At 31.4% G+C, this 24,270-nt stretch carries 24 protein-coding genes, 1 pseudogene and 1 other annotated feature; of the genes and pseudogenes, 3 read left to right on the forward strand and 22 right to left on the reverse strand.

The genetic code is table 11. The features are described from left to right. The 15 genes and pseudogenes from GMA11_RS09330 to GMA11_RS05195 all read right to left on the reverse strand — a co-directional run. Nucleotides 1–154: pseudogene (locus GMA11_RS09330) on the reverse strand (IS5/IS1182 family transposase); the annotation flags it as partial. Nucleotides 155–448: 294 nt separating this feature from the next. Further along, complete coding sequence (rny, locus tag GMA11_RS05130; protein WP_163546149.1) at nucleotides 449–2,059, reverse strand: ribonuclease Y; 1,611 nt, start codon at nucleotides 2,057–2,059, stop codon at nucleotides 449–451. 128 nt (nucleotides 2,060–2,187) lie between these two features. After that, entirely contained in the window at nucleotides 2,188–2,886 is a 699-nt protein-coding gene (locus tag GMA11_RS05135) for a pseudouridine synthase (RefSeq protein WP_163546192.1), read from the reverse strand. Between the two features lie 62 nt (nucleotides 2,887–2,948). Then, entirely contained in the window at nucleotides 2,949–3,548 is a 600-nt protein-coding gene (ruvA, locus tag GMA11_RS05140; RefSeq protein WP_163546150.1) for a Holliday junction branch migration protein RuvA, read from the reverse strand. Continuing rightward, nucleotides 3,548–5,581: a glycine--tRNA ligase subunit beta gene (gene glyS / locus GMA11_RS05145; RefSeq protein ID WP_163546151.1), complete on the reverse strand. Its 2,034-nt coding sequence runs from the start codon at nucleotides 5,579–5,581 to the stop codon at nucleotides 3,548–3,550. The genes ruvA and glyS overlap by 1 nt, the downstream gene beginning before the upstream one ends. Next, nucleotides 5,582–6,496, reverse strand: coding sequence for a glycine--tRNA ligase subunit alpha (glyQ, locus tag GMA11_RS05150; RefSeq protein WP_163546152.1), 915 nt, complete (start codon nucleotides 6,494–6,496; stop codon nucleotides 5,582–5,584). It lies immediately after the preceding gene. A 263-nt stretch (nucleotides 6,497–6,759) separates the two neighbouring features. Next, nucleotides 6,760–7,821: a zinc-dependent alcohol dehydrogenase family protein gene (locus GMA11_RS05155; protein ID WP_163546153.1), complete on the reverse strand. Its 1,062-nt coding sequence runs from the start codon at nucleotides 7,819–7,821 to the stop codon at nucleotides 6,760–6,762. Between the two features lie 118 nt (nucleotides 7,822–7,939). Beyond that, nucleotides 7,940–8,941: a YeiH family protein gene (locus GMA11_RS05160; RefSeq protein ID WP_163546154.1), complete on the reverse strand. Its 1,002-nt coding sequence runs from the start codon at nucleotides 8,939–8,941 to the stop codon at nucleotides 7,940–7,942. Between the two features lie 425 nt (nucleotides 8,942–9,366). Then, nucleotides 9,367–10,476: an ABC transporter permease gene (locus tag GMA11_RS05165; RefSeq protein ID WP_163546155.1), complete on the reverse strand. Its 1,110-nt coding sequence runs from the start codon at nucleotides 10,474–10,476 to the stop codon at nucleotides 9,367–9,369. Between the two features lie 64 nt (nucleotides 10,477–10,540). After that, nucleotides 10,541–11,200: an ABC transporter ATP-binding protein gene (locus GMA11_RS05170; RefSeq protein ID WP_205422901.1), complete on the reverse strand. Its 660-nt coding sequence runs from the start codon at nucleotides 11,198–11,200 to the stop codon at nucleotides 10,541–10,543. Then, a complete protein-coding gene (locus tag GMA11_RS05175; RefSeq protein WP_163546156.1) occupies nucleotides 11,193–12,200 on the reverse strand; it encodes an efflux RND transporter periplasmic adaptor subunit in 1,008 nt (335 codons plus the stop codon). Before GMA11_RS05175 ends, GMA11_RS05170 begins: the two co-directional genes overlap by 8 nt. Nucleotides 12,201–12,217: 17 nt before the next feature. Next, entirely contained in the window at nucleotides 12,218–12,616 is a 399-nt protein-coding gene (locus GMA11_RS05180; protein WP_163546157.1) for a hypothetical protein, read from the reverse strand. A 704-nt stretch (nucleotides 12,617–13,320) separates the two neighbouring features. After that, nucleotides 13,321–13,788 carry a hypothetical protein gene (locus GMA11_RS05185; protein ID WP_163546158.1) on the reverse strand — a complete coding sequence of 156 codons (468 nt, stop codon included), beginning with the start codon at nucleotides 13,786–13,788 and terminating at the stop codon, nucleotides 13,321–13,323. Between the two features lie 475 nt (nucleotides 13,789–14,263). Next, nucleotides 14,264–14,881, reverse strand: a complete 618-nt coding sequence (locus GMA11_RS05190; RefSeq protein WP_163546159.1) for an ATP-binding cassette domain-containing protein — start codon at nucleotides 14,879–14,881, stop codon at nucleotides 14,264–14,266. 55 nt (nucleotides 14,882–14,936) lie between these two features. Further along, nucleotides 14,937–15,188 (reverse strand): circular bacteriocin, circularin A/uberolysin family, encoded by a 252-nt coding sequence (locus GMA11_RS05195; protein ID WP_163546160.1) that lies wholly within the window; start codon nucleotides 15,186–15,188, stop codon nucleotides 14,937–14,939. Between the two features lie 446 nt (nucleotides 15,189–15,634). Between GMA11_RS05195 and GMA11_RS05200 the strand changes: the two genes are divergently transcribed. Both GMA11_RS05200 and GMA11_RS09510 read left to right on the forward strand, forming a co-directional pair. Then, on the forward strand, nucleotides 15,635–16,189 hold the full coding sequence (locus GMA11_RS05200; RefSeq protein ID WP_163546161.1) for an IS30 family transposase: 555 nt from the start codon (nucleotides 15,635–15,637) through the stop codon (nucleotides 16,187–16,189). Next, entirely contained in the window at nucleotides 16,186–16,422 is a 237-nt protein-coding gene (locus GMA11_RS09510; protein WP_163546162.1) for a transposase, read from the forward strand. Before GMA11_RS05200 ends, GMA11_RS09510 begins: the two co-directional genes overlap by 4 nt. 61 nt (nucleotides 16,423–16,483) lie before the next feature. Here GMA11_RS09510 and GMA11_RS05210 read toward each other — a convergent pair whose 3' ends face one another. From GMA11_RS05210 to GMA11_RS05240, 7 genes are all read right to left on the reverse strand, one after another. Continuing rightward, nucleotides 16,484–17,326 carry a MetQ/NlpA family ABC transporter substrate-binding protein gene (locus GMA11_RS05210; protein ID WP_163546163.1) on the reverse strand — a complete coding sequence of 281 codons (843 nt, stop codon included), beginning with the start codon at nucleotides 17,324–17,326 and terminating at the stop codon, nucleotides 16,484–16,486. Between the two features lie 10 nt (nucleotides 17,327–17,336). Continuing rightward, on the reverse strand, nucleotides 17,337–17,999 hold the full coding sequence (locus tag GMA11_RS05215) for a methionine ABC transporter permease (RefSeq protein ID WP_370516575.1): 663 nt from the start codon (nucleotides 17,997–17,999) through the stop codon (nucleotides 17,337–17,339). Next, a complete protein-coding gene (locus GMA11_RS05220) occupies nucleotides 17,992–19,008 on the reverse strand; it encodes a methionine ABC transporter ATP-binding protein (RefSeq protein WP_163546164.1) in 1,017 nt (338 codons plus the stop codon). The genes GMA11_RS05215 and GMA11_RS05220 overlap by 8 nt, the downstream gene beginning before the upstream one ends. A 36-nt stretch (nucleotides 19,009–19,044) precedes the next feature. After that, nucleotides 19,045–19,267 (reverse strand) — a binding site (T-box leader). A gap of 64 nt (nucleotides 19,268–19,331) precedes the next feature. After that, nucleotides 19,332–20,381, reverse strand: coding sequence for a C40 family peptidase (locus GMA11_RS05225; protein WP_163546165.1), 1,050 nt, complete (start codon nucleotides 20,379–20,381; stop codon nucleotides 19,332–19,334). Between the two features lie 162 nt (nucleotides 20,382–20,543). Then, nucleotides 20,544–21,380 (reverse strand): alpha/beta fold hydrolase, encoded by an 837-nt coding sequence (locus GMA11_RS05230; RefSeq protein ID WP_163546166.1) that lies wholly within the window; start codon nucleotides 21,378–21,380, stop codon nucleotides 20,544–20,546. A gap of 25 nt (nucleotides 21,381–21,405) precedes the next feature. After that, nucleotides 21,406–22,404, reverse strand: coding sequence for an NADP-dependent oxidoreductase (locus GMA11_RS05235; protein WP_163546167.1), 999 nt, complete (start codon nucleotides 22,402–22,404; stop codon nucleotides 21,406–21,408). An 83-nt stretch (nucleotides 22,405–22,487) separates the two neighbouring features. Further along, nucleotides 22,488–22,919: an Rrf2 family transcriptional regulator gene (locus GMA11_RS05240; protein WP_163546168.1), complete on the reverse strand. Its 432-nt coding sequence runs from the start codon at nucleotides 22,917–22,919 to the stop codon at nucleotides 22,488–22,490. Between the two features lie 230 nt (nucleotides 22,920–23,149). Between GMA11_RS05240 and GMA11_RS05245 the strand changes: the two genes are divergently transcribed. Then, nucleotides 23,150–24,256, forward strand: coding sequence for a Xaa-Pro peptidase family protein (locus GMA11_RS05245; protein WP_163546169.1), 1,107 nt, complete (start codon nucleotides 23,150–23,152; stop codon nucleotides 24,254–24,256). The last annotated feature ends 14 nt before the right edge of the window (nucleotides 24,257–24,270 follow it).

Genomic DNA, 24,270 nt, shown 5'->3' on the forward strand with positions numbered 1-24,270 from the left:
TTAAAAAGACCAATTTAAATAAAACAACAGGGTCTAAACTATTGCGACCATTCGTATGGCTATAATAAGGAGAAGTAATCTCATAAATAAAGTTGAAATCAATTGATTTATCAATTTTACGTAGTAAATGGTCTTTTGGTACTAATTCGGACAATGTGTTTCATATGATTTCATCATTTGGGTGAGTTTCTTTATAAAACATAGATTTTTCCCTCCTTTTTCTTATCTCTATTATACCACTTTTAAGCGTTATTATCGTATCAGACGTTGTGGTACGAATGGCTTCGTTCTCGCACATGGTAGAGAACGAGCGATGTATCGTGTACATCGTGGTAAGCCGTACAACTTAACGTCTGATACGAAAAAAGACTGTTGACACTCTTACTTTGTCAACAGTCTGAACAAATCATCCTAGTGCTTCTTGCACTAGGATGATTTGTTATGTGTTTTATTTAGCATACTCCACTGAACGCAATTCGCGTATCACTGTTACTTTAATATGCCCTGGATATTCTAACTCAGATTCGATTTTCTCTTTAATATCACGTGCCAATAAAGCCGTTTGATCATCGTCCAATACATCAGGTTTAACCATGACACGTACTTCACGACCTGCTTGTATAGCAAAACTTTTATCAATACCTTCAAAACTATTTGAAATTTCTTCAAGTTTTTCCAAGCGTTTAATATAGTTTTCTAATGAATCACTTCTAGCACCTGGTCTTGCAGCAGATAACGCATCTGCAATGGCAACAATCGCTGCAATGACTGAGGTAGCTTCAACATCACCATGATGGGAAGCAATGGCATTGACAACAATAGGATTTTCTTTATATTTTTGAGCAAATTCAGCACCAATTTCTACATGTGAGCCTTCTACTTCATGGTCTAAGGCTTTTCCTAAGTCATGTAGCAATCCTGCACGTTTTGCTAAATTAACGTTTTCTCCTAATTCTCCAGCAATGATACCAGATAAACGAGCCACTTCAATACTATGATTCAAGACATTTTGTCCATAACTTGTTCTGAAATATAAACGTCCCAATATTTTAATTAAATCAGGATGTAATGTATGCACACCCACATCAAAGACTGCTTTTTCCCCAATATCTCGAATGCGTTCATCCATTTCTTTTCTAGATTTTTCAACCATTTCTTCAATACGAGCCGGATGAATACGTCCATCTTTCATGAGTTTTTCTAATGTCATTTTAGCAATTTCACGACGTACTGGATCAAAACCACTTAATACAACAGCTTCTGGTGTATCATCTATAATAACATCAATCCCTGTTAACGTTTCTAATGTACGAATATTTCGTCCTTCACGCCCAATAATGCGACCTTTCATTTCTTCATTTGGTAAAGAAATAACTGATACAGTATTTTCAGAAACTAAATCTGATGCCGTACGTTGAATAGCTTGTAAAATAATATTTTTTGCTTGACGATCGGCTGTTTCTTCTGCTTGACGTTGTGACTCTTTTACCAAAACGGCACGTTCATGTTTTAATTCTTCTGTTAGTTTTGTTAAAATGATTTCTTTTGCTTCATCAGATGTTAAAGATGCAATATTTTCCAATTCTTGTTGTTGTTGTGCAATCAATGATTCTATTTTTAATTGCTCTTGTGACAATACTTCAGAACGTTGAGATAGTACCTTTTCCTTATCATCAATCGTTTGCTCACGACGAGATAAGTTCTCATCTTTTCTATCTAAATTTGTTTCACGCTGAACAAGTCTTTTTTCTTGTTCAATGACATCGTTTCGACGTTCTTTTAACTCTTGATCTATACTTGTACGATATTGTTGAATTTCTTCTTTTGCACCTAATAATAAAGCTTTTTTCTCAGATTCCGCATCTTTTAATGTCAAATCTGCATTCTTTTTAGCATCTTCTAATAAAAATTCGACTGTACCACGTGTACTTGCCAATTTTTTTTCATAAGATAATTTTCTAAAAATATATCCTGCCCCTATACCAAGGATAGCAGCTACTAAAATAACAATGATAGTAGAGGTTGCATCTCCTTGTGGGATTAAACCACTAGGTCCCATATCGACACCTCCTATCATATTTATTTTTTTATTTTTACTAAATAATACATAATGACATACGACAACTTAGCCGTACACCCTTACATTTTATAGATAATATAGTCCCTTGTCAAATATTATATGGTCATTTATCTACCCTTTTTTAAATGCTCCAATTCTTCGATTGTTAACTCTCGATATGCTCCAATTGGAAGTGTTTCATCTAATTGTAAACTTCCCATACTCAATCGTTTTAAAAAAACAACTTTATTATTCAATGCTTGAAACATACGTTTTACTTGATGAAATTTTCCTTCTTGAATCGTCACGAATACACAATACGAATCTTTTATCGTGAGCTTAGCAGGCAAACATTTATAGCCGTCTTCTAATATGATGCCTTCTTCAAAAGAAAGTACTAAATCTTCTTGAATTGGATATTTTAGATGTACTTCATATCGTTTATCAACATGCTTTTTAGGAGATAATAAATCATGTGCTAAAGCACCGTCATTTGTCAATAATAATAGACCTTGTGTATCTTTATCCAATCTACCAACAGGTGCTACTCGATGATACCTTTTATCCAACAAATCTAAAACTGTTTGATGTATCTTATCTTCTGTTGCACTTACCACACCTTGTGGTTTATTTAACATAATATAGTCGTATTCTGTATAGTGATATACTACCCCTTGGCACATAACTTCATCTTGTTTTTCATCTATTTTATCATCTGCTTTTTTAGCAATTTCTCCATTTACTTGGACTTGTTTCTTTTTGATTAACTCTCTAACATCTTTTCGCGAGCCAACACCCATGTCTACTAAAAATTTATCTAATCTAATCATCTTTTTCTACCTACTAACACAATAAAATCACACTGGTAACCCACTGTGATTTTATTGATTTATTTACTTCCTAATAAAAGTTTAAATGCAATTCTTAACGCTTGATCTGTCGATTGACAATGTTCTTTTTCAAGTTGAGGTAAGACTTTTTTAATTTCACGTTCCGAATATCCTAATCCTAATAACGCTTCTTTCGTTTCTGCTAAAATTGGTGATATTTCTAAAACAGGAATATGATTTTCCAAAACAGGTTTCGATATATCAGTAAACTTCCCTTTTAAATCTAACACTATTTGAGCTGCCGTCTTTTTCCCAACACCTGGAAACTTCGTCAAATAAGTAATATCATTCGTTTCAATAGCCTGTATCAATCCCTCACTATTATCACTCGCCAAAATGGACAACGCACTTTTTGGACCAATCCCCGATACACTAATCAATTTCAAAAATAATTGTTTTTCTTCTAATGACTTAAATCCATATAACGTAATGGCATCTTCTCGAACAGCTTGATACACATACACCGTTATATCTTGTTTGAGCATTTCTTGCAAACCGAATGCATTCGGCATAAAAATCTGATAACCAACACCATGCACCTCTACAACTACATACGTTGGATAAATCGACACTAACTGTCCTTTTACATACTCAAACATTATTTCACCACTAACTTCGTTGTATCTGCATAGTTTAATACTTTTGTTGCACATTGCACCAATATACTTAAACGATTGTTCCGAACTTCTTCGTTTTCAACCAACACCATATTATCATTAAAGAAAGCTGTAATAGGTTGTGTCAATATTTTTAAAGTATCATAAGAAACATGCTCTACTTGTTGCACCACTTGCGCCAGTACTTTCTCACTATCTGTTTCAAATAAATCTGATACGATATTTATTTCTCCGAAGTTTTCTATATCATGCGATTTTTTAGCAAGGTTTAACACACGAGATACAGCCTCGATTGTTACTTTAAAATCAATTTCTTGCGTATGCTCTTGCAAATCTTTGGCATTATGGATAAGCAATGGAATATTTAATGTTTGACTCGCTAAAACAGATTCAATCACATCATAACGAATATCATAACTTTGTAATTTTTGTTGTAAACGTGCCAAAATAAATTGTCGTAATAACTCTACAACATCACTATTTTCAACGTGGTATACTGTTTTTAAAATAGTTTCAAATAAAGAACCCATATCGATTTGCCAATTTTCTTTTTCAAAAATAGACACAATACCAATGGCTTGACGACGCAATGCGTACGGATCATTCGAACCACTTGGTATCATTCCTTTTAAGAAGAAACTAATCAATGTATCTAGTTTATCAGCAACAGCCAACAATGCTCCAGATATACTTTCTGGTAAAGCACCATCACTTGATAAAGGCAAATAATGCTCTCTAATGGCTTGTGCCACTTCTATGCTTTCACCTTTATCTAAAGCATATTTTTCACCCATAATTCCTTGTAATTCTGGGAATTCACCAACCATATTTGTCACTAAATCAAATTTATAAATTTCTCCTGCTCTTACAGCATGTGTCACATCAATTTGTAACAAGTTTGAAAGAACTGTTAAAATGGCTCTTGTATTTGACATTTTGTCATAGACAGATCCAATTTTCACATGGAAGTTAACATGTTTTAGTTTCTCAACTGCTTGTGCAATCTGAATTTTAGCGTCTTCTTTTGTAAAGAATAGCGCATCTTCTAAACGTGCTACCAACACTTTTTCATTTCCTTTAACCACATTATCTAAATGTTGATCATTCCCATTTCTAACAGAAATAAAGAATGGTAATAATTGACCTTCTTTATTTTTAACATAGAAATAGCGTTGATGCTCTTTCATTGTGGTGATAAGCACTTCATCAGGTACAACCAAATATTTTTTGTCAAATATTCCAAAAAATGCAGTTGGATACTCCACAATGCTTGTTACTTCTTCAAGCAACTCTTCATCTAATTCCACAACCCAATCATTTTCTTGTGCTAACGCATCAATTTGTGACACAATCAATGATTTTCTATCTTCTTGATTAACTAACACATATTCTTTTTCTAACTGTGAAACATAGTCACTCGGTGTCAAAACTGTCGTTTCTTGTCCTAAGAAGCGGTGACCTCTTGTTGTTGTACCTGTTTCTACACCCAAAATATCAAATGGAATGATAGTATCTCCGTAAAGAGCGATTAACCAATGAATAGGACGAATATATTTCAACGTATGATTGCCCCATGTCATTGAAATCGGAAAAGTCATTTTTAAGATTACATCTTTTAAACCAGGCAAAATAGATAATGTATCTTGTCCTTTAATTGATTTTTTAACATGAACATACTCAACACCTTTAATATCCTCAAAGAAAATATCATCTGTTGATAATCCTTGCCCGTTGACAAAACCAATAGCGGCTTTTGTCCATTGACCTTGTTCATCTAAAGCAATTTTTTTTGCCGGACCTTTAGCAACTTCTTCTATATCTTCTTGTTTTTCAACAACTTCTTTAACAATAACTGCCAAACGACGAGGTGTGGCATACGCAACCACTTCTTTGAATGCCAAACGATTTTCTGTTAAAAATTGTTCTACACGTTCTTTTAATTGTTCACTACTAGAACGTACATATTTAGCAGGTACTTCTTCTAGTCCAATTTCTAATAAGACATCTTTTGTCATTTATTTATCCTCCTCTAATAATTTTCGTGCTTCTTCACGACTTAACAACGGAAAACCTAAATCACGTCTTGCTTGTACAAAAGCTTTTGCGACTTCTCTAGCCATATTACGAATACGTGCCAAATATCCTGCTCTATCTGTTACAGAAATAATACCTCTTGCATCCATTAAGTTAAATGTATGACTACATTTTAAAATATAATCATAAGCTGGGTGAACTAAATTTTTCTCCATTTGCTTCAATGCTTCTACTTCATATTTATCAAATAATTCTTTTAATAATGGAGCATCACTTGTTTCAAATGCGTATGTAGAATGTTCAAACTCTGGTTGAATAAAAATCTCACCATATTTTACTGTATCGGTCCATTGTAAATCATACACGCTTTCTACTTCTTGAATATAAGAAGCTAAACGCTCTAAACCGTATGTCAATTCTGCTGTAACAGGTTTACATTCTAAACCACCAACTTGTTGGAAATATGTAAACTGTGTCACTTCCATACCGTCTAACCAAACTTCCCAACCTAAACCAGCACATCCTAAAGACGGATTTTCCCAGTTATCTTCTACGAAGCGAATATCATGCTCTAAAGGATCAATCCCCAATGCTTTTAGACTATCCAAATATAATTCTTGAATATTATCTGGAGAAGGTTTCATAATGACTTGAAATTGATGATGCTGGAACAGTCGGTTTGGATTTTCACCATATCTTCCATCTGCTGGACGACGAGATGGCTCAACATACGCTGCATTCCAAGGCTCTGGACCAATAGCTCTTAAAAACGTATACGGGCTCATTGTTCCTGCTCCTTTTTCCGTATCGTATGCTTGCATCAATAAACAACCTTGTTTAGACCAATAATTTTGTAATGTTAAAATAATTTCTTGTAAGGTCAATCCTTTTTTCATATTTTATATCCTTTCCTATCTTCTCGTTCTTATAAAAGAATGGCATAATCATGCCACATTTTACCATATTTTTAATCAATTCACAACGATACAATACGATATACTAAGCTATTAAAATAATGTATATATAAACATTTTTATTGTTTTTTTACAAAAAATATTGAATCTCCGTCAAATCTGTTGGTACAACACGATTTATTATAGAGCCAAAATATTATAAAAAGCCTAAACTAGCCAATGCTAGTTTAGGCTTGGAGTGATTTTTATTCAGCTGGTGTAATATCATTTTCAATAATAACTTTAATCGCATTATGTTCACTTGCTTTACCAAAAATTTCGTACGCTTCTTCAATTTCACTTAATTTGAAGTAGTGTGTTACTAATTTTTCTGGTTGAATTTTGTTTGCTGCTAATGCTTGTAATAATTGAGGTGTTGTATTTGTGGATACTAAACCTGTTGTAATATTGATGTTGTGAATCCATAATCTTTCAATATCGAATAAAACAGGTTTTCCATGTACACCCGCATTTGCGATTGTTCCATCAATCGCAATAACTTTTTGACAGAAGTCAAATGTTGCAGGAATACCAACAGCCTCAATGGCTACATCGACACCACGGTTATCTGTTAATTCAAATACTTTTTGAATTGCTTCGTCAACATTAGAAGAATTGATTGCGTGTGTTGCACCAAATGACAATGCTCTTTCTAAACGGTTGTCATCAAGGTCAATCATAATAATTTTTGCTGGTGAGAAGAATTGAGCTGTTAATAAAGATGCCAATCCAACTGGTCCAGAACCAACGATTGCTACGGTACATCCTGGTGTTACTTTACCTTTAAGAACCCCAATTTCATATCCTGTTGGTAAAATATCTGATAACATCACTAATGCTTCGTCAGATAATTCTTCTGGTGTATGATATAAAGTTGCATCTGCATGTGGTACACGTAAAAATTCTGCTTGTGTTCCGTCGATTAAGTGACCGAAAATCCAACCACCTTCGTCTTCACAGTGTGCATAAATTCCTTTTTTACAGTAATAACATTTACTACATGAACATACACATGAAATAAGTACTTTATCCCCTTTTTTAAAGTTTGTTACTGCTTCACCAACTTCTTCCACAACACCAATACCTTCGTGTCCTAAAATAGTGCCACTTTTAACAGCAGGAACATCTCCTTTAATGATGTGCAAATCGGTACCACAGATTGTTGTTTTTACCATGCGAACAATAGCATCTGTTGGTTTTAAAATAACCGGTTTGTCTTTTTCTACAAATTTTGCTTCTCCTGGTTTAACATATGTATAGGCTTTCATAATTAACCACCTTTCTTCTATATGATTATATTATGCCACATTTTTTACAAAAAATACATAACTTTTAAATACAAAAATCATCGAATTTATTGTTTATTCGGCACAAAAATAAGATGCACTAACGAATGTGAAAAAGAAATATAATGAACAAAGCTATCACAACTTGAAAAAGCCCCACACTCAATCCATAAATAGCAAATTTAGGACCTTCTTTTAGGAATTTTTTTATATCCAGTCGTAATCCAATAGCGGCTAAAGCAATGGTTTCAAACCAACTGCTTACAAATTTTGCACTGGATACAAAAACTGGTAGTATCCCTATGGTACTATTGATAAGGCAAATCAATAAAAATAAGCACACATACCACGGAATAGGGAATGTTTGTCTTTTTTGGACAACTATTGGCGAATGATGTTTTTTAAACACTACTTTTTTACAAGCATATACAACAAATACTAAACACATAATACGTGTCATCTTGTATAGCATCGCAAATTTAACGATTTCTTCGCTGACTAAGCTTGCTCCTGCCACTACTTGACCTACAGATTGCAATGTCCCACCTAACAAGGCACTTTTGGACATCAAAGCATCTTGAAACAGTGCAGTCGCTAAAAATGGTAATGTTAACATCATCACAGTCCCTAATAAATTGACTAATGTGACAATTTGACCTTTCTCATCATCTTTAGCATGTATTGCCGGTGCAATAGCACCGATAGCTGATGATCCACATACAGCATTTCCTCCCGCCATCATCAAACTCATCTCATCATTAAACCCAATACGTCTTCCTAAAAAATAAGTTCCTATTAACACAATAGACATATTGAGGAAAATATATCCGACACCATTGATGCCCATTTGACTAATCGTTTGAAAAGTTACAGTAAATCCTAATAAAACAACAGAACACTCAAGAAGCTTACTTTCAGAAAATTTTGTTCCTTTATTAAATATTTGATGCTTTAAAACAGTATTACCAAATAAAATGCCTAACAAAATAGCTAATGTTGCTGGTCCTCCTATGGCAATATAGCTTGATACCATTTTTGCCATAACCGTGACAAAAAAAGCAGCTATTACACCTGGTAAAAGAGGTTTTATTGATATTTTCATATACTGACACTTCTTTCTAATCTTTTATGTTTATCTTACACAATATGCTCCCTTTTGAATAGGTATTTTACTAAATTCTAACAATCAATTATGAAATATACACTACGACTACGATACAACTTACATTTATCTGTTTATTTAATTTTTCATTGATGTGCTAATACTCCTCTCTTTTCCATTAGAAAAATAGTAAAAAGACTTAAAATCAACACGTTGAACGTGTTAATTTTGCTCTATAATAAATCGTGTTGGTGAAAGTTATCCACCAACACGATTTGACGAAGAGCCATAAAAAATAAAAGAGACTTTTTAAATATCCTCACAAAAAGAAATCACTTTTGGTATATCCCAATTAACTAACAAAGACTACCAACACACTCTGCAGTTTATTTTTGATACTCTTTATAATCAATAAAAATATATAGTTAACGTAATAATTTAATTATTTCTTTTTTTGATATATATTTCGCTGGTCCTACACTAGATACTATACCTATTGTAAAGATTACTAAAAGAGAAACAACTATTCCTGTAGTACTGATTGGAACATGAAAAGGCAACAACAAACCTACAATTTGAGATAATAATATACCTATTAAATAACCAATCATACCTGCAATACTAGTCAAAATAATTCCTTCAATTAAAAATTGATTCCTTATATCTTCTATAGTAGCACCCGTAGCTCTTCTAATCCCTACTTCTGAAGACCTTTCAATAACTGATGAATACATCATATTCATTACTCCAACACTAGCAATCAAAAGTGAAATTCCTGCCACTGTTGATACAAATATTGTTAAACCACTAATTACACTTCCAAACCCTTTAAGTAATGAATCTAAATTTAAAATATTATACGTACCTTCACTTCTATTTGTACCAAAATTTTCCATTAACTCTAATATATTGTCAGATGTTTTTTTTAAATTGACATCAGAATTAATATAAATCGTTAAATACACTGTTTCTTTAGTCCCATTATAAAACTTATATGTTTCGCTTGGAACTACTATATCAGATGAAAAGAAATCCATCTGCTCATTATCATAAATCCCCGAAACTATATATACCGTATCTTTAATTACTATCTCCTTACCGATCAAACTACTTATATTATCTGTAAGAGTTATTGAAAATTCTTTAGATATAACTACTTTCTTATTTAAAAATTCTGAATCTAATCTGATAATACCTTCTCCATAAAGTATGTTATCATAAAATTCGTCTACTAGACTAATATCTATATTTTTAATTTTGTTTGCAATAAATACACTATCAGAAAAAGAATTTGGTGATTTATTAATAAGTTCTAAACTACTTACACCATGTATTGATTTTATTAAGTTAAAATCATCATTAGTAAAATAATGTTCCGTTCGTATTAAATCATTATAGGGGTTAAATATCATTTGGATCGGAATTTCTTTAGAATATTTACTATCTGTAATATTTTCAAAAGTATATTTATGAAATCCTTCTCCAATAGAAACTATGACTATAACACTGCTTAATCCAATTATAATTCCCATCATCGTTAGACAAGTTCGCCTAAAATTTAATAATAATGAGTGTAGTGAATTTTTTAATAAAATTATTTTAGCTTTCATTCGATACTTTACCATCTATAATATTAATAACTTTATTACAATATCTAAGAAGATCACTATCATGTGTCACTATCACAATTGATACTCCTTTTTTATTTAAATCATTTAATAGTGTTAATATTTCCAAAGATGAACCTGAATCCAAAGAACCTGTTGGCTCATCTGCAATGATTATATCTGGATTAAGTACTAACGAACGAGCAATTGCGACTTTTTGCTTTTGTCCACCTGAAAGAGTACGTATATTAGAATCAAATTTATCAGAAAGTCCCACCTGATCCAAGCATTTCATTACTCTATCATTTGAAAAAGACTTCTCTCTTGAATACAAAAAAGGCATTGAAACATTTTCAAAAACATTCATTGTTTCCACTAAAAAAAAACTTTGAAAAATGTATCCCATTTTACTATTTCTGATTTTAGATCGTTCGTAATCACTCATACCTTTTACATTAATTCCATCCAATAAATATTCTCCAGAGAAACAATTATCGATTAAACCGATGATATTTAATAATGTTGATTTACCTGAACCACTTTTACCCCAAATCGCTAAAAAATCACCTTTATTAATTTCTAAATCAATATCTTTTAAAATATTAATACCTGATTTATTAGCACTCTTATTTATATTTTTAAGTTTAATCATCAGAATACACCTCTTTTATTTCATCTCCCACAATTAATCCAGATATTAAAATAATATACCCATTTTTTTCTATGCAAGTAATTTCTGTTCGTTCAAAATTTCCTTCTGCATTTTTTTTATAAACAAAATTATCCTTAATAGATGTTCTCGGTATTTTTATTTCTTCATCTTTGAGTGAAACAAATACTCTGTCTCCTATTTTCAAATTGGTAGATTGTATATTAACTTTAACATTGTAAAATGATTTTTGTGTATTAGTTTCCGAATTTTTAGTAGGTATTTCTGATACAAAAAAAATTTCTCCATTATACACATTATCATCATTTATCTTTTTAAAATTAATCAAATCACCTTTTCTTATTTTTGAATAATCTGTATCAGATATTTCAAACGATACAATTTTAGAATTACTATGAATTGACACTATAAACTCTTCACTCTGAGTTTCATCAATATATACTATACCATCTAATTCAGAAAAGACTTTTATATTCTCTTTAGATTCCATTACACTCTTTCGTGATATTTGATCTTCTAAATTAATTTGCTCTATTGCTAACTGTTCTTTTAATTTATCAAAATCAGCATTTACTGTTTGTTGTCCATCAAAATTTTCTTTACTATCTATTCTTTTCTCATATTCGTCTATATCTTTTTTTAACCCAAAAATTATTCTATTTTGCCTTTTTATAGTATTTTCTAATGAATTTAGTTCCTCAGAAACTGCTGAATTTAAATATTCTAATATTACATCTCCTTTTTTTATACTTTGCCCATTAGTTACAAATAAATTCTTTATTTTCCCAAATTCTGAATTCTTCCTAATAACCTGAGTTGTATTAGCCATCACTTTTCCTTGTAATATTATATCAGGAGCGTTTTGTACAACAAAAACCTCTCGATTAACTTTATCTTCTTTTTTTAATAAAAATTGAACAGCTACAACAAACAACATACAAATTAGAAGTATTGAACAAATCGCAATTAATTTCTTTTTCATATTTTTTCTCTTTCTATCTATTGTTCATAAACTTTATAATGTCTAATAATAAACACTGCATTCAAAGCAGAAAATAAAATGAGCATAAACACATTATAATAGCTCGAAAACATGCCAAATTCAACATGTTGATAAGGAATAATTTTAGCAACTGTCAAAAACATAAAGTACGCAAAGAATGTACCACTCAAAATTAAAGACAACATTTCTTTGACAATTCTGTTATAGTATAAATATGATCTTTGTAATAAATATCCATATATTACACTATCTAAAATAAATAGCGTTACAGAAATTACACCTATAATCAAAATAAAAAATTCAATAACTTTATTAGTAAATAGAGAAATAATCAAACACAAAATAATCATTTCTAAAACTTGGATTTTAAATTTTTCAACTTGATTTATAGACAAAAAGGTTAGATTAGGTTTAGATTTTTTGGTTAAATTTATAAAATATCGCGATTGGAATATCGATAGCATTCTTTGGTTACTTTTATATATATTCTCAATATCTGCTACTAAAAATAAACATATTACTGATAAAAACTGTTCAACTGGAACATATTGCCATAATTTAGACATTTTTATATAAGAAAAAAAACAAATATATTTTAGTAGTTTTATAAAAAATATATTTTTTCTCTGAAAAAAAGATAATTTAATAAAACTTTTTGAAGTATATAATATATTTTCCCATTTAATATAAATATACATAATTCCAATTAAATAAAGTATACATAGACATATAACATGAACAGTATTTAGTATACTTGCAAACATTGTTACAATCATGCAAGATATATTTACATACTCATAGTATCTTAAAAATTTATATTTAGAGATTATATTCAATATAAGAGTAAAAAGTTGCAATAATACTAACCATATATATTCAAATGATTGAATACATCCTATTAAAATCAAAATCACCCATAAACTAAATTCAATCATAAAATTACACACTAATTTCAACAAATAAAATTGTAATTGCTTGCTCTTTTTTTTAACAAAAAAAGAGAGATAAATTTGTTTATATTCCAAAATTTTAGAAATTATATCTACTAACACTAAACATGACATCATGTTTACGAAAATAAACATATACGACATAAAATTCACCTCAATCCATTTTCAATAATTGCTGCTATCAATAATAACGCAACTCCAAAGCTAATATATATAAGAACTCTTTTTATAGGTATTTTTCTATCACCATACAGCATATTATTCAATGATAACGGTATTGAAAAAGCTAACATTTCAATAGGATAATGTATTAATTTAAACAACACAAAATAAATCCCAAAGTTTAAGACTGATTGAACGATATAAGCATAAACAAAAATCATAGCGTAACAAAAATACACTGGACTTACTATCGGTATTAATAGGATCAAAAAAAATAAAAAATTATTCAAGAATATATGATATGCTGATTCTGGAATCGAGGTTTCTGAAAAATAAATATCATTGTTTTTAACAAAAAAAGAGAAGAATATTATACACAAAAATATACCATATGAAAGAACAGCTAAATACGTAAAAAATATTTTCTTCACTAAATAAATATTTTCCGTTTTCATTTAAATATCACCATAAAATTTAATACATTCAAAATAAATAAGATAATAATAACTAAAAACACCATTTTTTTAAAATTCTTACTAATTTGTTTAATATTTTTTTCTAAATAAGTGTATATTAAAATACAAAATATTACACCGAATAACATTTCTCTTATAAAAATGATATAACTTGGAATTTGAAAAAAAACAACAAAAATATTTATTAGCGATATAATTAGTTTAGCTATTATAAATAAACAATACAATATTCTTTTTGGAACATTCAACTTACAATATATAACGACTACTTTAATTATATTAAACATTACTAATATAGAAATCAAATTACTCAATATAATACCTATTATTATGAAATAATCACTATATGCTATACTATTTCCCAAATGTATTTTTGAAATATATTGATTAATTTTACTTAAATCTACTAATGGTATTAAAATAACCAATATTGTCGTAAGAAAATTTAAAAAAACTAATTTACTATCCTTTTCTCGCATAAAAACTCCTTAATACTTATATGATCTAATAATTTCTCAATAATACTTTCACTATGTTCAACAATTATTACAGTAACATTCTTTTTGTGTAATTCACATAATCTATTCTGTAAAACAAACTGTGTACTTTCATCCACTCCCGAAAAAATCTCGTCTAATACATATAATTCAATATTTTCAAAAAAAAGTGGGATAAGACATAATTTTTTTCTCATTCCGGTAGACAATTCAAAGGTTTTCTTTCCCTTAATATTTTCAAAATTCATATCTAATATGTCTAACTTATCTATAATGTCCGCTTTAGATACATTATAAAAAAAAGACAATATATCAATTACTGAACTAACTTTTTCTGAGTCTAAAAAAAATGGATTAGCAGTAATATAAGATACTGTATCTTTATTAAAAAACACTTTGTATTTACCTTCAACATGACGATTTAATCCTAAAATAGTATTTAAAAAAACAGTTTTCCCACTACCGTTATTTCCTTTTATTCTATAAAAATCTCCTTTTCTCAACACAAAAGTAACATCACTTAAAATATTTTTATCATATATATTAATATTACAATTTTCAAAATATATTTCCATATAAAATAACTTCTCCTTAAAATAAAATCAGAGTGATAGAGTTATTAGTTATAAATTACCAAGCAATCGCTGCTTTTTTACCTACACGTTGAATTAGTTCTTTAACGCCAAACCAAACTACAGCTAACGCACCCCCACTAACCGCAACAAGACCTATAATACTCCAAATACTCATACCTGCCATAATAGCATCTACAATTTTCATTGCAGCATAAGTATTCACACCTAACATACTAGCCGCATCAGGAGTTACCACAAAAAATATACCTAAAATTAACATAATAACTGAAAATAATGTTTTCTTCATTCTACACCTCTCGAATTTATCACTCTACTCTCACTCTGACGCATTTTATTATATCATTATTTTTTCTTGTTTACAATACGTAATAAATACGTTTTACAAAAAAGTAAATTATATAATTAAGTTAACCAGTGATACAAAAAAACATCTCATCGGTAGATTATTAGGAAAAAATCACCAAACCATCAATAATGAAATCAAACGTGGACTCATCGATTTATCTTTTCATGGTGGCACTAAAGAATATTCTGCTCAAAAGGCACAAAACGAATATAACCGTTTACGTTTAGCCGTAGGCAGAACAGATAGAAAAAGAAGCCCTCATCAGAGAAAAAATCATGGATAAATATTCCCCTGAAATGATTAGTCAACTACCTGATATGCCCTCTTGTACAACGATTTACACATAGGTATACAAAGGATGGATTACAGGTATTTCGCGTAAACATTTGATTTATCCTAGAAAAACTAAACCGATAACATCAACTGAAAAACGACCACCAAGAAAGGCTAATGCCCTCTCTATCGAGCAGCGACCACAAGAGATTAACGAGAGAAAAGAAATCGGGCATTTTGAAATAGATTTAGTGATTTTAAACAAGAAACGTGGACAACAATTATTGACATTAACAGACAGAAAAACACGCTATGAAATCATTCGTCTAATTCCTGATAAAACGGCTCAAAGTGTGAACATCGCTTTGACGTCTATTCAACAAGACTATTTAATACGCTCTTTAACAGCTGATAATGGTTCTGAATTTTTAAGATTAGACGAAGCCATCACTTGTCCTATTTATTATGCACCTCCATTCTCTTCTTATGAACGAGGCAGTAACGAAAATGCAAATCGATTGATTAGACGATGGTTCCCAAAAGGCACAACAACCGTTACTCCTAACGAAGTAACGGCTGTTGAACAATGGATAAATCATTATCCACGTAAATTATTTAACTATGTATGTCCTTATGATTTGCCTGAAGTGGCTAACTTACTATTGTGATTTACATTAGAAAGAAATTTTATATTTTTAAAACCTATCAGAATGGTATTTATCAAGCTTTTATCATACCTTATTCAAACGGTATCACAGAAGCCATCAACAATCATATTAAAGTTATCAAACGGATTACCTATGACTATAGACGTTTTTCTTATTTTAGATTGCGTATTTTAATCATACAACACCATTCCCAATGGCAGAAAAAGAATGTGAAAAAGGTAGTGAATGGTTAATGCCATTCACTACCAACATACTCACTATTTCTTTCCACCAACACGATTTGACGAAGAGCCTTTATTTATAAGACGGTTTGTCGAAACCTTTGAATTGTTCATCAATCACTTTGTTGAAATCATCTGATTTCACAACGTCGATAATGTCTTTTGCAAATTGTGCATCTTTGTCTTTTGTATTGACAACAACACGGTTACGATAATTGTCATCCATTTTTTCAAGAACAAGTGCTGTTGTTAAATCTAATCCAGATGCTAAAGCGAAGTTACCTGGTACAGCTGAAATATCAGAAGATTCGATAGCTCTTGGTAAACCAGCAGCTTCAATTTCGTTAAAGACTAAGTTTTTTGGATTTTCAGCAATATCTTTTTGAGAAATTTTCAATACATCTACATCCGCATTTAATTTTAATAAACCTTGTTGACTTAAAATATTATATGCACGTGCAGCATTTGTTGCATCTCCTGGTAATGATAACTCTGCTTTTTCTGGTAATTCAGATAATGATTTATATTTAGATGAGTAAATACCCATTGGTGCTGTTGGTACTTGAATTAAATCAGATAATTGTAAATTATTTTTTTGAGCAAAGTTTTTCATATAAATAATATGTTGGAATAAATTAGCGTCTAATTCTCCAGCTGCTAAAGCATTATTTGGCTGTACATAATCTGTAAATTCTTTTACTTCTACTGTATAACCTTTTTTCTCTAGACCTGGTTTAATAGCTTTTTTCACCATATCCGCATAAGGTCCTGATGTTGCACCAATAACTAAATTTTTCTTTTCTTGTGGTTTCTCTTTGTCCGCTGCTTTTTCTGTTTGTGCACCACATGCCACTAATGTAACAGCTGATAAAGTTGTTAAGCCTAATAATAGTAATTTTTTAAATGATTTTTTCATATACATTCTCCTATTTCTTCGTTAATTCTGCTAATTTGTCGCCCGATATTTGAATAATTTGGACAACTAATACTAAAAAGACAATCGTCACAATAAGTGTCATATTATCATAACGATAATAACCATATCGAATAGCTAAATCACCAATCCCCCCTCCTCCAATTGCTCCAACAGTAGCACTATAAGCAATAATGTTAATAAGTGTTAACGTAATGCCTTGTATAATGCCATAAGTTGCTTCAGGTAGTAAGACAGAGGTAATGATTTGCCATGTTGAAGCTCCAGAAGCCACACTTGACTCCAAAACACCTTTGTCTATATTTCGCAAAGCCGTTTCAACTAAACGTGCCAATAATGGCACTGCCGCTACACTAAGCGGTACCACGGCTCCCATAGCACCTGTTGATTTTCCAACAAGTAATTTTGTAACAGGAATCAGAGCAACCATTAAAATAATAAATGGAATGGAACGTATCATGTTAATAATCATATTAGAAATGGCTCTCACTACATGATTTTTCCATATTAGCCCTTGACTTGTGATATAAAGTAAAATACCTAACGGAATCCCTAATACAATCGCAATGATAAGCGATAAACCTACCATAATGCTTGATTCCTGTATTGCTTTCACAAATTCTGGTCCAATTTCTTGAATAAATGTTTCAATCACAAGACGTCACCACCTTTACCTGTGATACGACACTTCTTAAATAACTTAGTGCCTTTTCCTTTTCTTCATCTTTTCCGGATAAAGCAATCGTTAAATGCCCCAATGGCTCATCTTGAATATACTCAATTTTTCCTTGCAAAATTGACACAGATACCTCAAATAAATCTTTTAGTTTATCAATAACCGGTTCTTCGGCATTATTGGAATGAAACACTAACGTTAAAAGAGTGTCTTTTTCATTATGATTAAACACTTGACTTGGTAGAGCATCATCATATAAACTCGCAACAAATTGTTTCATCAAATCTGATTGTGGATGTGCAAACAAGTCATACACACGATTGCTCTCAACAATGCGTCCTTTCTCCATAACAGCAACTTTATGACAAATGGATTTAATCACTTCCATTTCATGTGTTACCAGTACAATCGTAATACCTAATGATTCATTGATTTTTTTTAATAAAGATAAAATTTGTTTTGTTGTTTCCGGATCTAATGCACTCGTTGCTTCATCGCATAATAAAATCTTTGGATTATTTGCCAATGCTCTTGCAATACCGACACGTTGCTTTTGTCCCCCCGATAATTCTTTTGGATAACTCGTTGCTTTATCGGATAGACCTACAAGCGTTAACAATTCATTGACACGAGTAGCATGTTCTTCTTTTGGTACATTTGCCGCTACTAAATTAAAAACAATATTTTCATAAACCGTCTTAGAGGCAATCAAATTAAATTGCTGAAAAATCATACCAATGCTTGCTCTAGCACGTCTTAATTCGTTTTTATTTAGCGTTGATAAATCCACACCGTCAACTTCTATTTTCCCAGATGTTGGCTGTTCTAAAAAATTGATACATCGAAGCAAAGTACTTTTTCCTGCTCCACTATATCCAATAATACCAAATATATCACCTTTTTCGATATGCAAGTTGACTTGATGTACGGCTTGTATTTCCTGTTTTTTCTGTTTAAACAGTACACTAACATCATCAATTTTTATCATATCAATCTCCTTTCTGCACAAAAAAACTCGTCCTTCATGAAGGACGAGTTTCACCCGTGGTACCACCTTTGTTTACTTATTCATCACTAAATAAGCCTCATACAGTTTAAAACTGTGACACGATAACGGGTGCTCCGTTTATTCCTAATAAGTTAGAATAACCACTCTAAGACCATTTCCATTAGCGATTATATTTGCTTTCACCACGCACAAACTCTCTACAATTATCCACTAATGTTCTTCTTTTCACTGCGTTTTATGAGAGAAATTATAATATTGACTCATCATTTTGTCAATATTTTTTTATTATAATCTACACAAAATTATGGTTGAACAATTCGACGCACATATTTTAATTCTTTTTCATAGGGTGTTCCTAAAATGGACATCATTTCTAAAGAGGCATTTTCATTTGGAGCGTGTAGCATGACACCTTTATCGACGTAAATACCTACATGATGTATACCTTGCTCATTTTCAAATAATAGTAAATCACCTAAAGCCGCTTTATCTTTTGGTATCTCTATACCATCAAGCACTTGCTTCGTTGTATCTCTGGATACTTGAATATCTAATAAACGATACAAAGTATGTACCAAACCACTACAATCAAAGCCATTACCACTTGTCCCAGCCCATGTATAGTCTATCCCAATCAATGATTTTCCAATCGTCATCATCTCTTCTAATGAAGTCATAGATCCTCTCACGATTGCATCTGATTTTTGAATGGTCGCTTTTCCATTTAAGGTTTCAACAATAAAATCCGTTTCTGTTTCATCTACTAATGGTAAATAAGAACCGATTGATAATGTTATATCACTATTCTCTAATCGTCCTTTGGCCGTTGCTTTACTCACAACAATTTGTTTTTCAGCTCTTTTAAACGTTTCTGGAATATCAGATAAATCTTGAGTAAAGACCCACCCGATATACCCATCCACATCTTTACCATTAGGCTGTTGGAGTGCGACAACTTTTGTATAATCACCACTTGTTTCAAGCACTCTTACCGTATCGGCGTACAGCAATTCTGAATCGACTAACTGGTCATGCAATAATTGAACACGCTGTTCATGATTTAACACATAAGGTTCTTTTTTCAATGCTTGCTCGTATAAAATATCTTTTACAGGATGTGATGTAGGTGCCTTAAATAAAAAAGTCGAAAAACGATTGACTACTTTTAATTGTTTCTCTGCCGTCCATTGATTAGATACTTGATTTGTATCTGTTTCTTGAACAACAGATTGTGTTTGATTCTGTTTCATCAATAAATAAATGAAAATAGAAAATATCATCAACAGTAAGACTACACCCATACCTATTAAATGTGTTTCTTTTTTCTTTACGTGTTTCTCAATTCTTTTCATTCTCTCACCATTAATATTCTAATTTTGTGACATAATACGATTTGTCTTTTTATCAATCTTACACTTACAACCTAGATAACGTCAATATTTTTGAATGCTAAAAATGAACCGACAATGTTGAGTTGTCGGTTCACCTTATCATATTTATAAATGTTGTCGTTTTTATACTTCTAAAAAGGTGAACACATCTTTTGAAAATGTATCTGCATTTTGAAAAATAGAACCATGTCCTGCATTAGAATAAATAATCAGTTGACTACCCGAAATTTTTTCGTGCATATCATAAGAATTTTCGGTTGGCACTTGCATATCATTGTCGCCATTGACAATGAGCGTTGGTTGCGTAATAAAACGTAAATCATCACTTTGTGATTTCCCCCAACGTTTGATTGCTTTTAATTGTGTTAAGAAAGCAGACACTTTCATCGCTTTATCTGCATAGCTATCTTGTCTTATGTTCATGCGATTTAACACTTTTTCTGCCTCAAGTTTTCCTTGTTCATCATGATTATAGAAAATATAGCGTTTTGGATCGACACGCTCCAAACTCGCTTTTAACATATAGCGAAAAGTCTTACCAGTCACCTTATCTACTTCTTTACCTCCACGAGAAGCTGTTCCAGCTAAAATTAACTGATTGACCAATTCGTTGTTTAATCGAACGATTTCTTGTGCAATCATACCACCCATAGATAAACCCAGAAGATTGATTTTTTCATACCCAAGTTCTTGAATAATGGTAATAGCCTGCTCTGCCATTCTTGGAATAGTACCGGCTACTTTCCCCTCACTTGCACCAACACCAGGTAAGTCTAAAACAATGATATGTTGTTTTTCTGAAAGTAAATCAAGTAATTTTGGATCCCAATTATCCAAAGTAGCTGCTAAATGAATAAGCATTACCAAAGGTAGTGCTGACTTCCCTTTCCCAAGTTCTCTATACGCAATTCGGTTACCCGAAACCATAATATACTCATTTTTTGTTGTAATATACGACATATTTTCTCCTTTATACTAAATCACTCTAAAATGTTAATACTGTCTTACCTTTAGAACGTCCATTCGCTACTTTATCTAAAGCTTCATTCACTTGTTCAAATGGATAAACTGTATCAATAGACGGTTTAATCATACGTTCACTAAAAATATCAGCAACTTCTTGTAATTGTTCTCCATTGCTTTCTACAAAAATAAAATGATAGTGTACACCATATTGACTTGCCATTTTATCAAATTTGCGGCCTGCCAATCCAAATAAAAATTGTTTCCACTTTGGTAAATGCATTCGTTTGGCAAAATCACCATTTGGCATGGCACGTAAAGAAACGAGATGTCCACCTTTTTTCATAATAGACATTTGTTTCTCTGTTTCTTCTCCACCAAGGGTATCTAAAACATAATCAACTTCCTTTAATAAATTTGTATAATCTTCTTTTTTGTAGTCAATAAAACGATCTGCACCTAAAGCTAACACACGTTCTTCATTGACACCATCTCCATTCGTAATAACGGTTAGACCTTTTGCTTTTGCAATAGGAATTGCCATGCCTCCAACGCCTCCTGTGCCTCCAGAGATGAAAATAGTTTTTCCCGCTTTTGCATCCATCAATGCCAAAGACTGCATAATAGTTAATGCTGTAAGAGGAATAGCCGCTGCCTCAATATCTGTTAAATATTCAGGGACTTTGGCTAATGCTGATGCATCAACAGCAACAAATTCTGCAAAGGCTCCAATGCTATTTAATGGTAAACGAGCAAAAACACGATCTCCTACATGAAATGTTTTGACATTTGATCCTATTTTTTCAACAAAACCGACTACTTCATTACCTGCCGTTTGTGGTAATTTATATGGAACAATCATCTTTACTTCACCACGAGAAATCATATTGTCAACAGGATTTACACCAGCTGAAACTACTTTCACTAACACTTGATGCGATTTAATTTCAGGTATATCCATTTCTGTTAAAGTTAAGGTAATATTTTCTTTATGATAAGTTGTATGTTGTGCTACTTTCATTTTGTATTCTCTCTTTCTTTTTATGTACTTGTATCTGATTCAAGTCTATCTTTATGTTTAATAAAATCTGACTATTATATTAGTCAGATACGATTTTGTCCTACTTCTTGATAAAGATTATGAATGACATCATCTAATGTTTGTTTTGATAGCTGGTTTTCTAATAGACGTTCAGCATCTGAAAAAATAGGAAACATAGCTTTTTCAATATGTTTTCCAACAATACATTCCCTATTGGCATGTTGGTGAATTTGAAAAAGACTAATAGTGTTAACTTCTTGTGTTGCATAATAAATTTCCAATAAAGAAATTTCTTTGGCAGTCTTACTAAGTTCATAGCCTGATTTTCCTTGTCGAGATGTTAAAAGATCTGCATTTTTCAATAGTGCAATCACCTTACGAATATAACTTGCATTTGTTCCCACACTTGTTGCCAATGACTGAGAACTTAATACTTCCTTACTTTCGCTAATCATCGTCAAAATATGAAGAGCAACAGAAAATTTTGTATCCATAACGGCTCCTTTCGTAGTTGTATCTGATACAAGAACAACTTTAACATAAAAATATTTTTTTGACAAGCTTTTTTGATAACAAAAATAAAATAAAAATGACTTTTTATAAATATCTATCATCTTTCTAAGAAAATAAGACAATATATCCCGTCTTTATTTTAAATAGTTGCGATAAACAAAATATGTGCTAATATAATTTATAACAAATGAACTAGAAAGGACAAAACATAATGTCTACTTTACACACATTACAACAAACTTTAGCACATCAACAAGTTGATTTATGCTTTATACAAAATCCAAGTACTATTGGTTATTTAACAGGATTTCATAGCGAACCACACGAACGAGTGTTTATGCTTATCCTTGTACCAAATGATAAACCATTACTAGTCTTACCTGCTTTAGATTATGAATTAGCTAAAGAAAGTACAACAGGATTACAATTTTTACCCCACTTTGACAGTGAAAATGTTTGGGAAAAATTGGCACAAACATTACGCCCATATATTTCTCAAGCAAAAAAAGTATCTATTGAGAAAAACTTTGTCACAATGCAAACATTAGAACATTTAACACGTGTCTTACCAACCATTCAATTTACGCACGATGTTTCAAGTACGATTGAACAATTAAAACTAATCAAAACACCAGAAGAAATCATTTTATTAAAAGAAGCAGGAAAAACAGCCGACTTAGCTACTAAAATTGCCGCTCAAACATTACAAGAAGGCATTACAGAAAGTGCTGTTATTGCAGAAATTGAATACCAACTAAAAAAACAAAACGTATCCAAAATGAGTTTCGACACAATGGTACTGTCTCAAGCAAACGCAGCAAATCCACATGGTAACCCAGGCTTAAATAAAATTCATTTTAATGAATTTGTACTCGTTGACTTAGGTACAATGCACCAAGGGTACGCTAGCGACATGACACGTACACTATTCTTTGGTGATAACCTATCCAGTGAACAAGAAAAAATTTATAACATTGTTCTTGAAGCACATCACACAGCAAGAGAAATGGCAAAAATTGGTATGACTGCTAGTGAATTAGATGCTATTGCCAGAAATATTATTACAAAATACGGATATGGCGATTATTTCACACATCGCCTAGGCCATGGTATTGGACAAACCGTTCATGAATTTCCGTCTATTGCCTCTGGCAATGATTTTGTACTTCAAGAAAATATGTGCTTCTCTATTGAACCAGGTATTTATATTCCTGGAAAAATCGGTGTTCGTATTGAAGACTGCTTCTACCTAACACCAACAGGTGCACAATCCTTTACTTTTAGCCCGTACTCTCTAAATTGGAAAGATTATATTTAATGAAAACAGAGATA

It is taken from the genome of Granulicatella sp. zg-ZJ, from assembly GCF_010892355.1.
Taxonomy (GTDB): domain Bacteria; phylum Bacillota; class Bacilli; order Lactobacillales; family Aerococcaceae; genus WM01.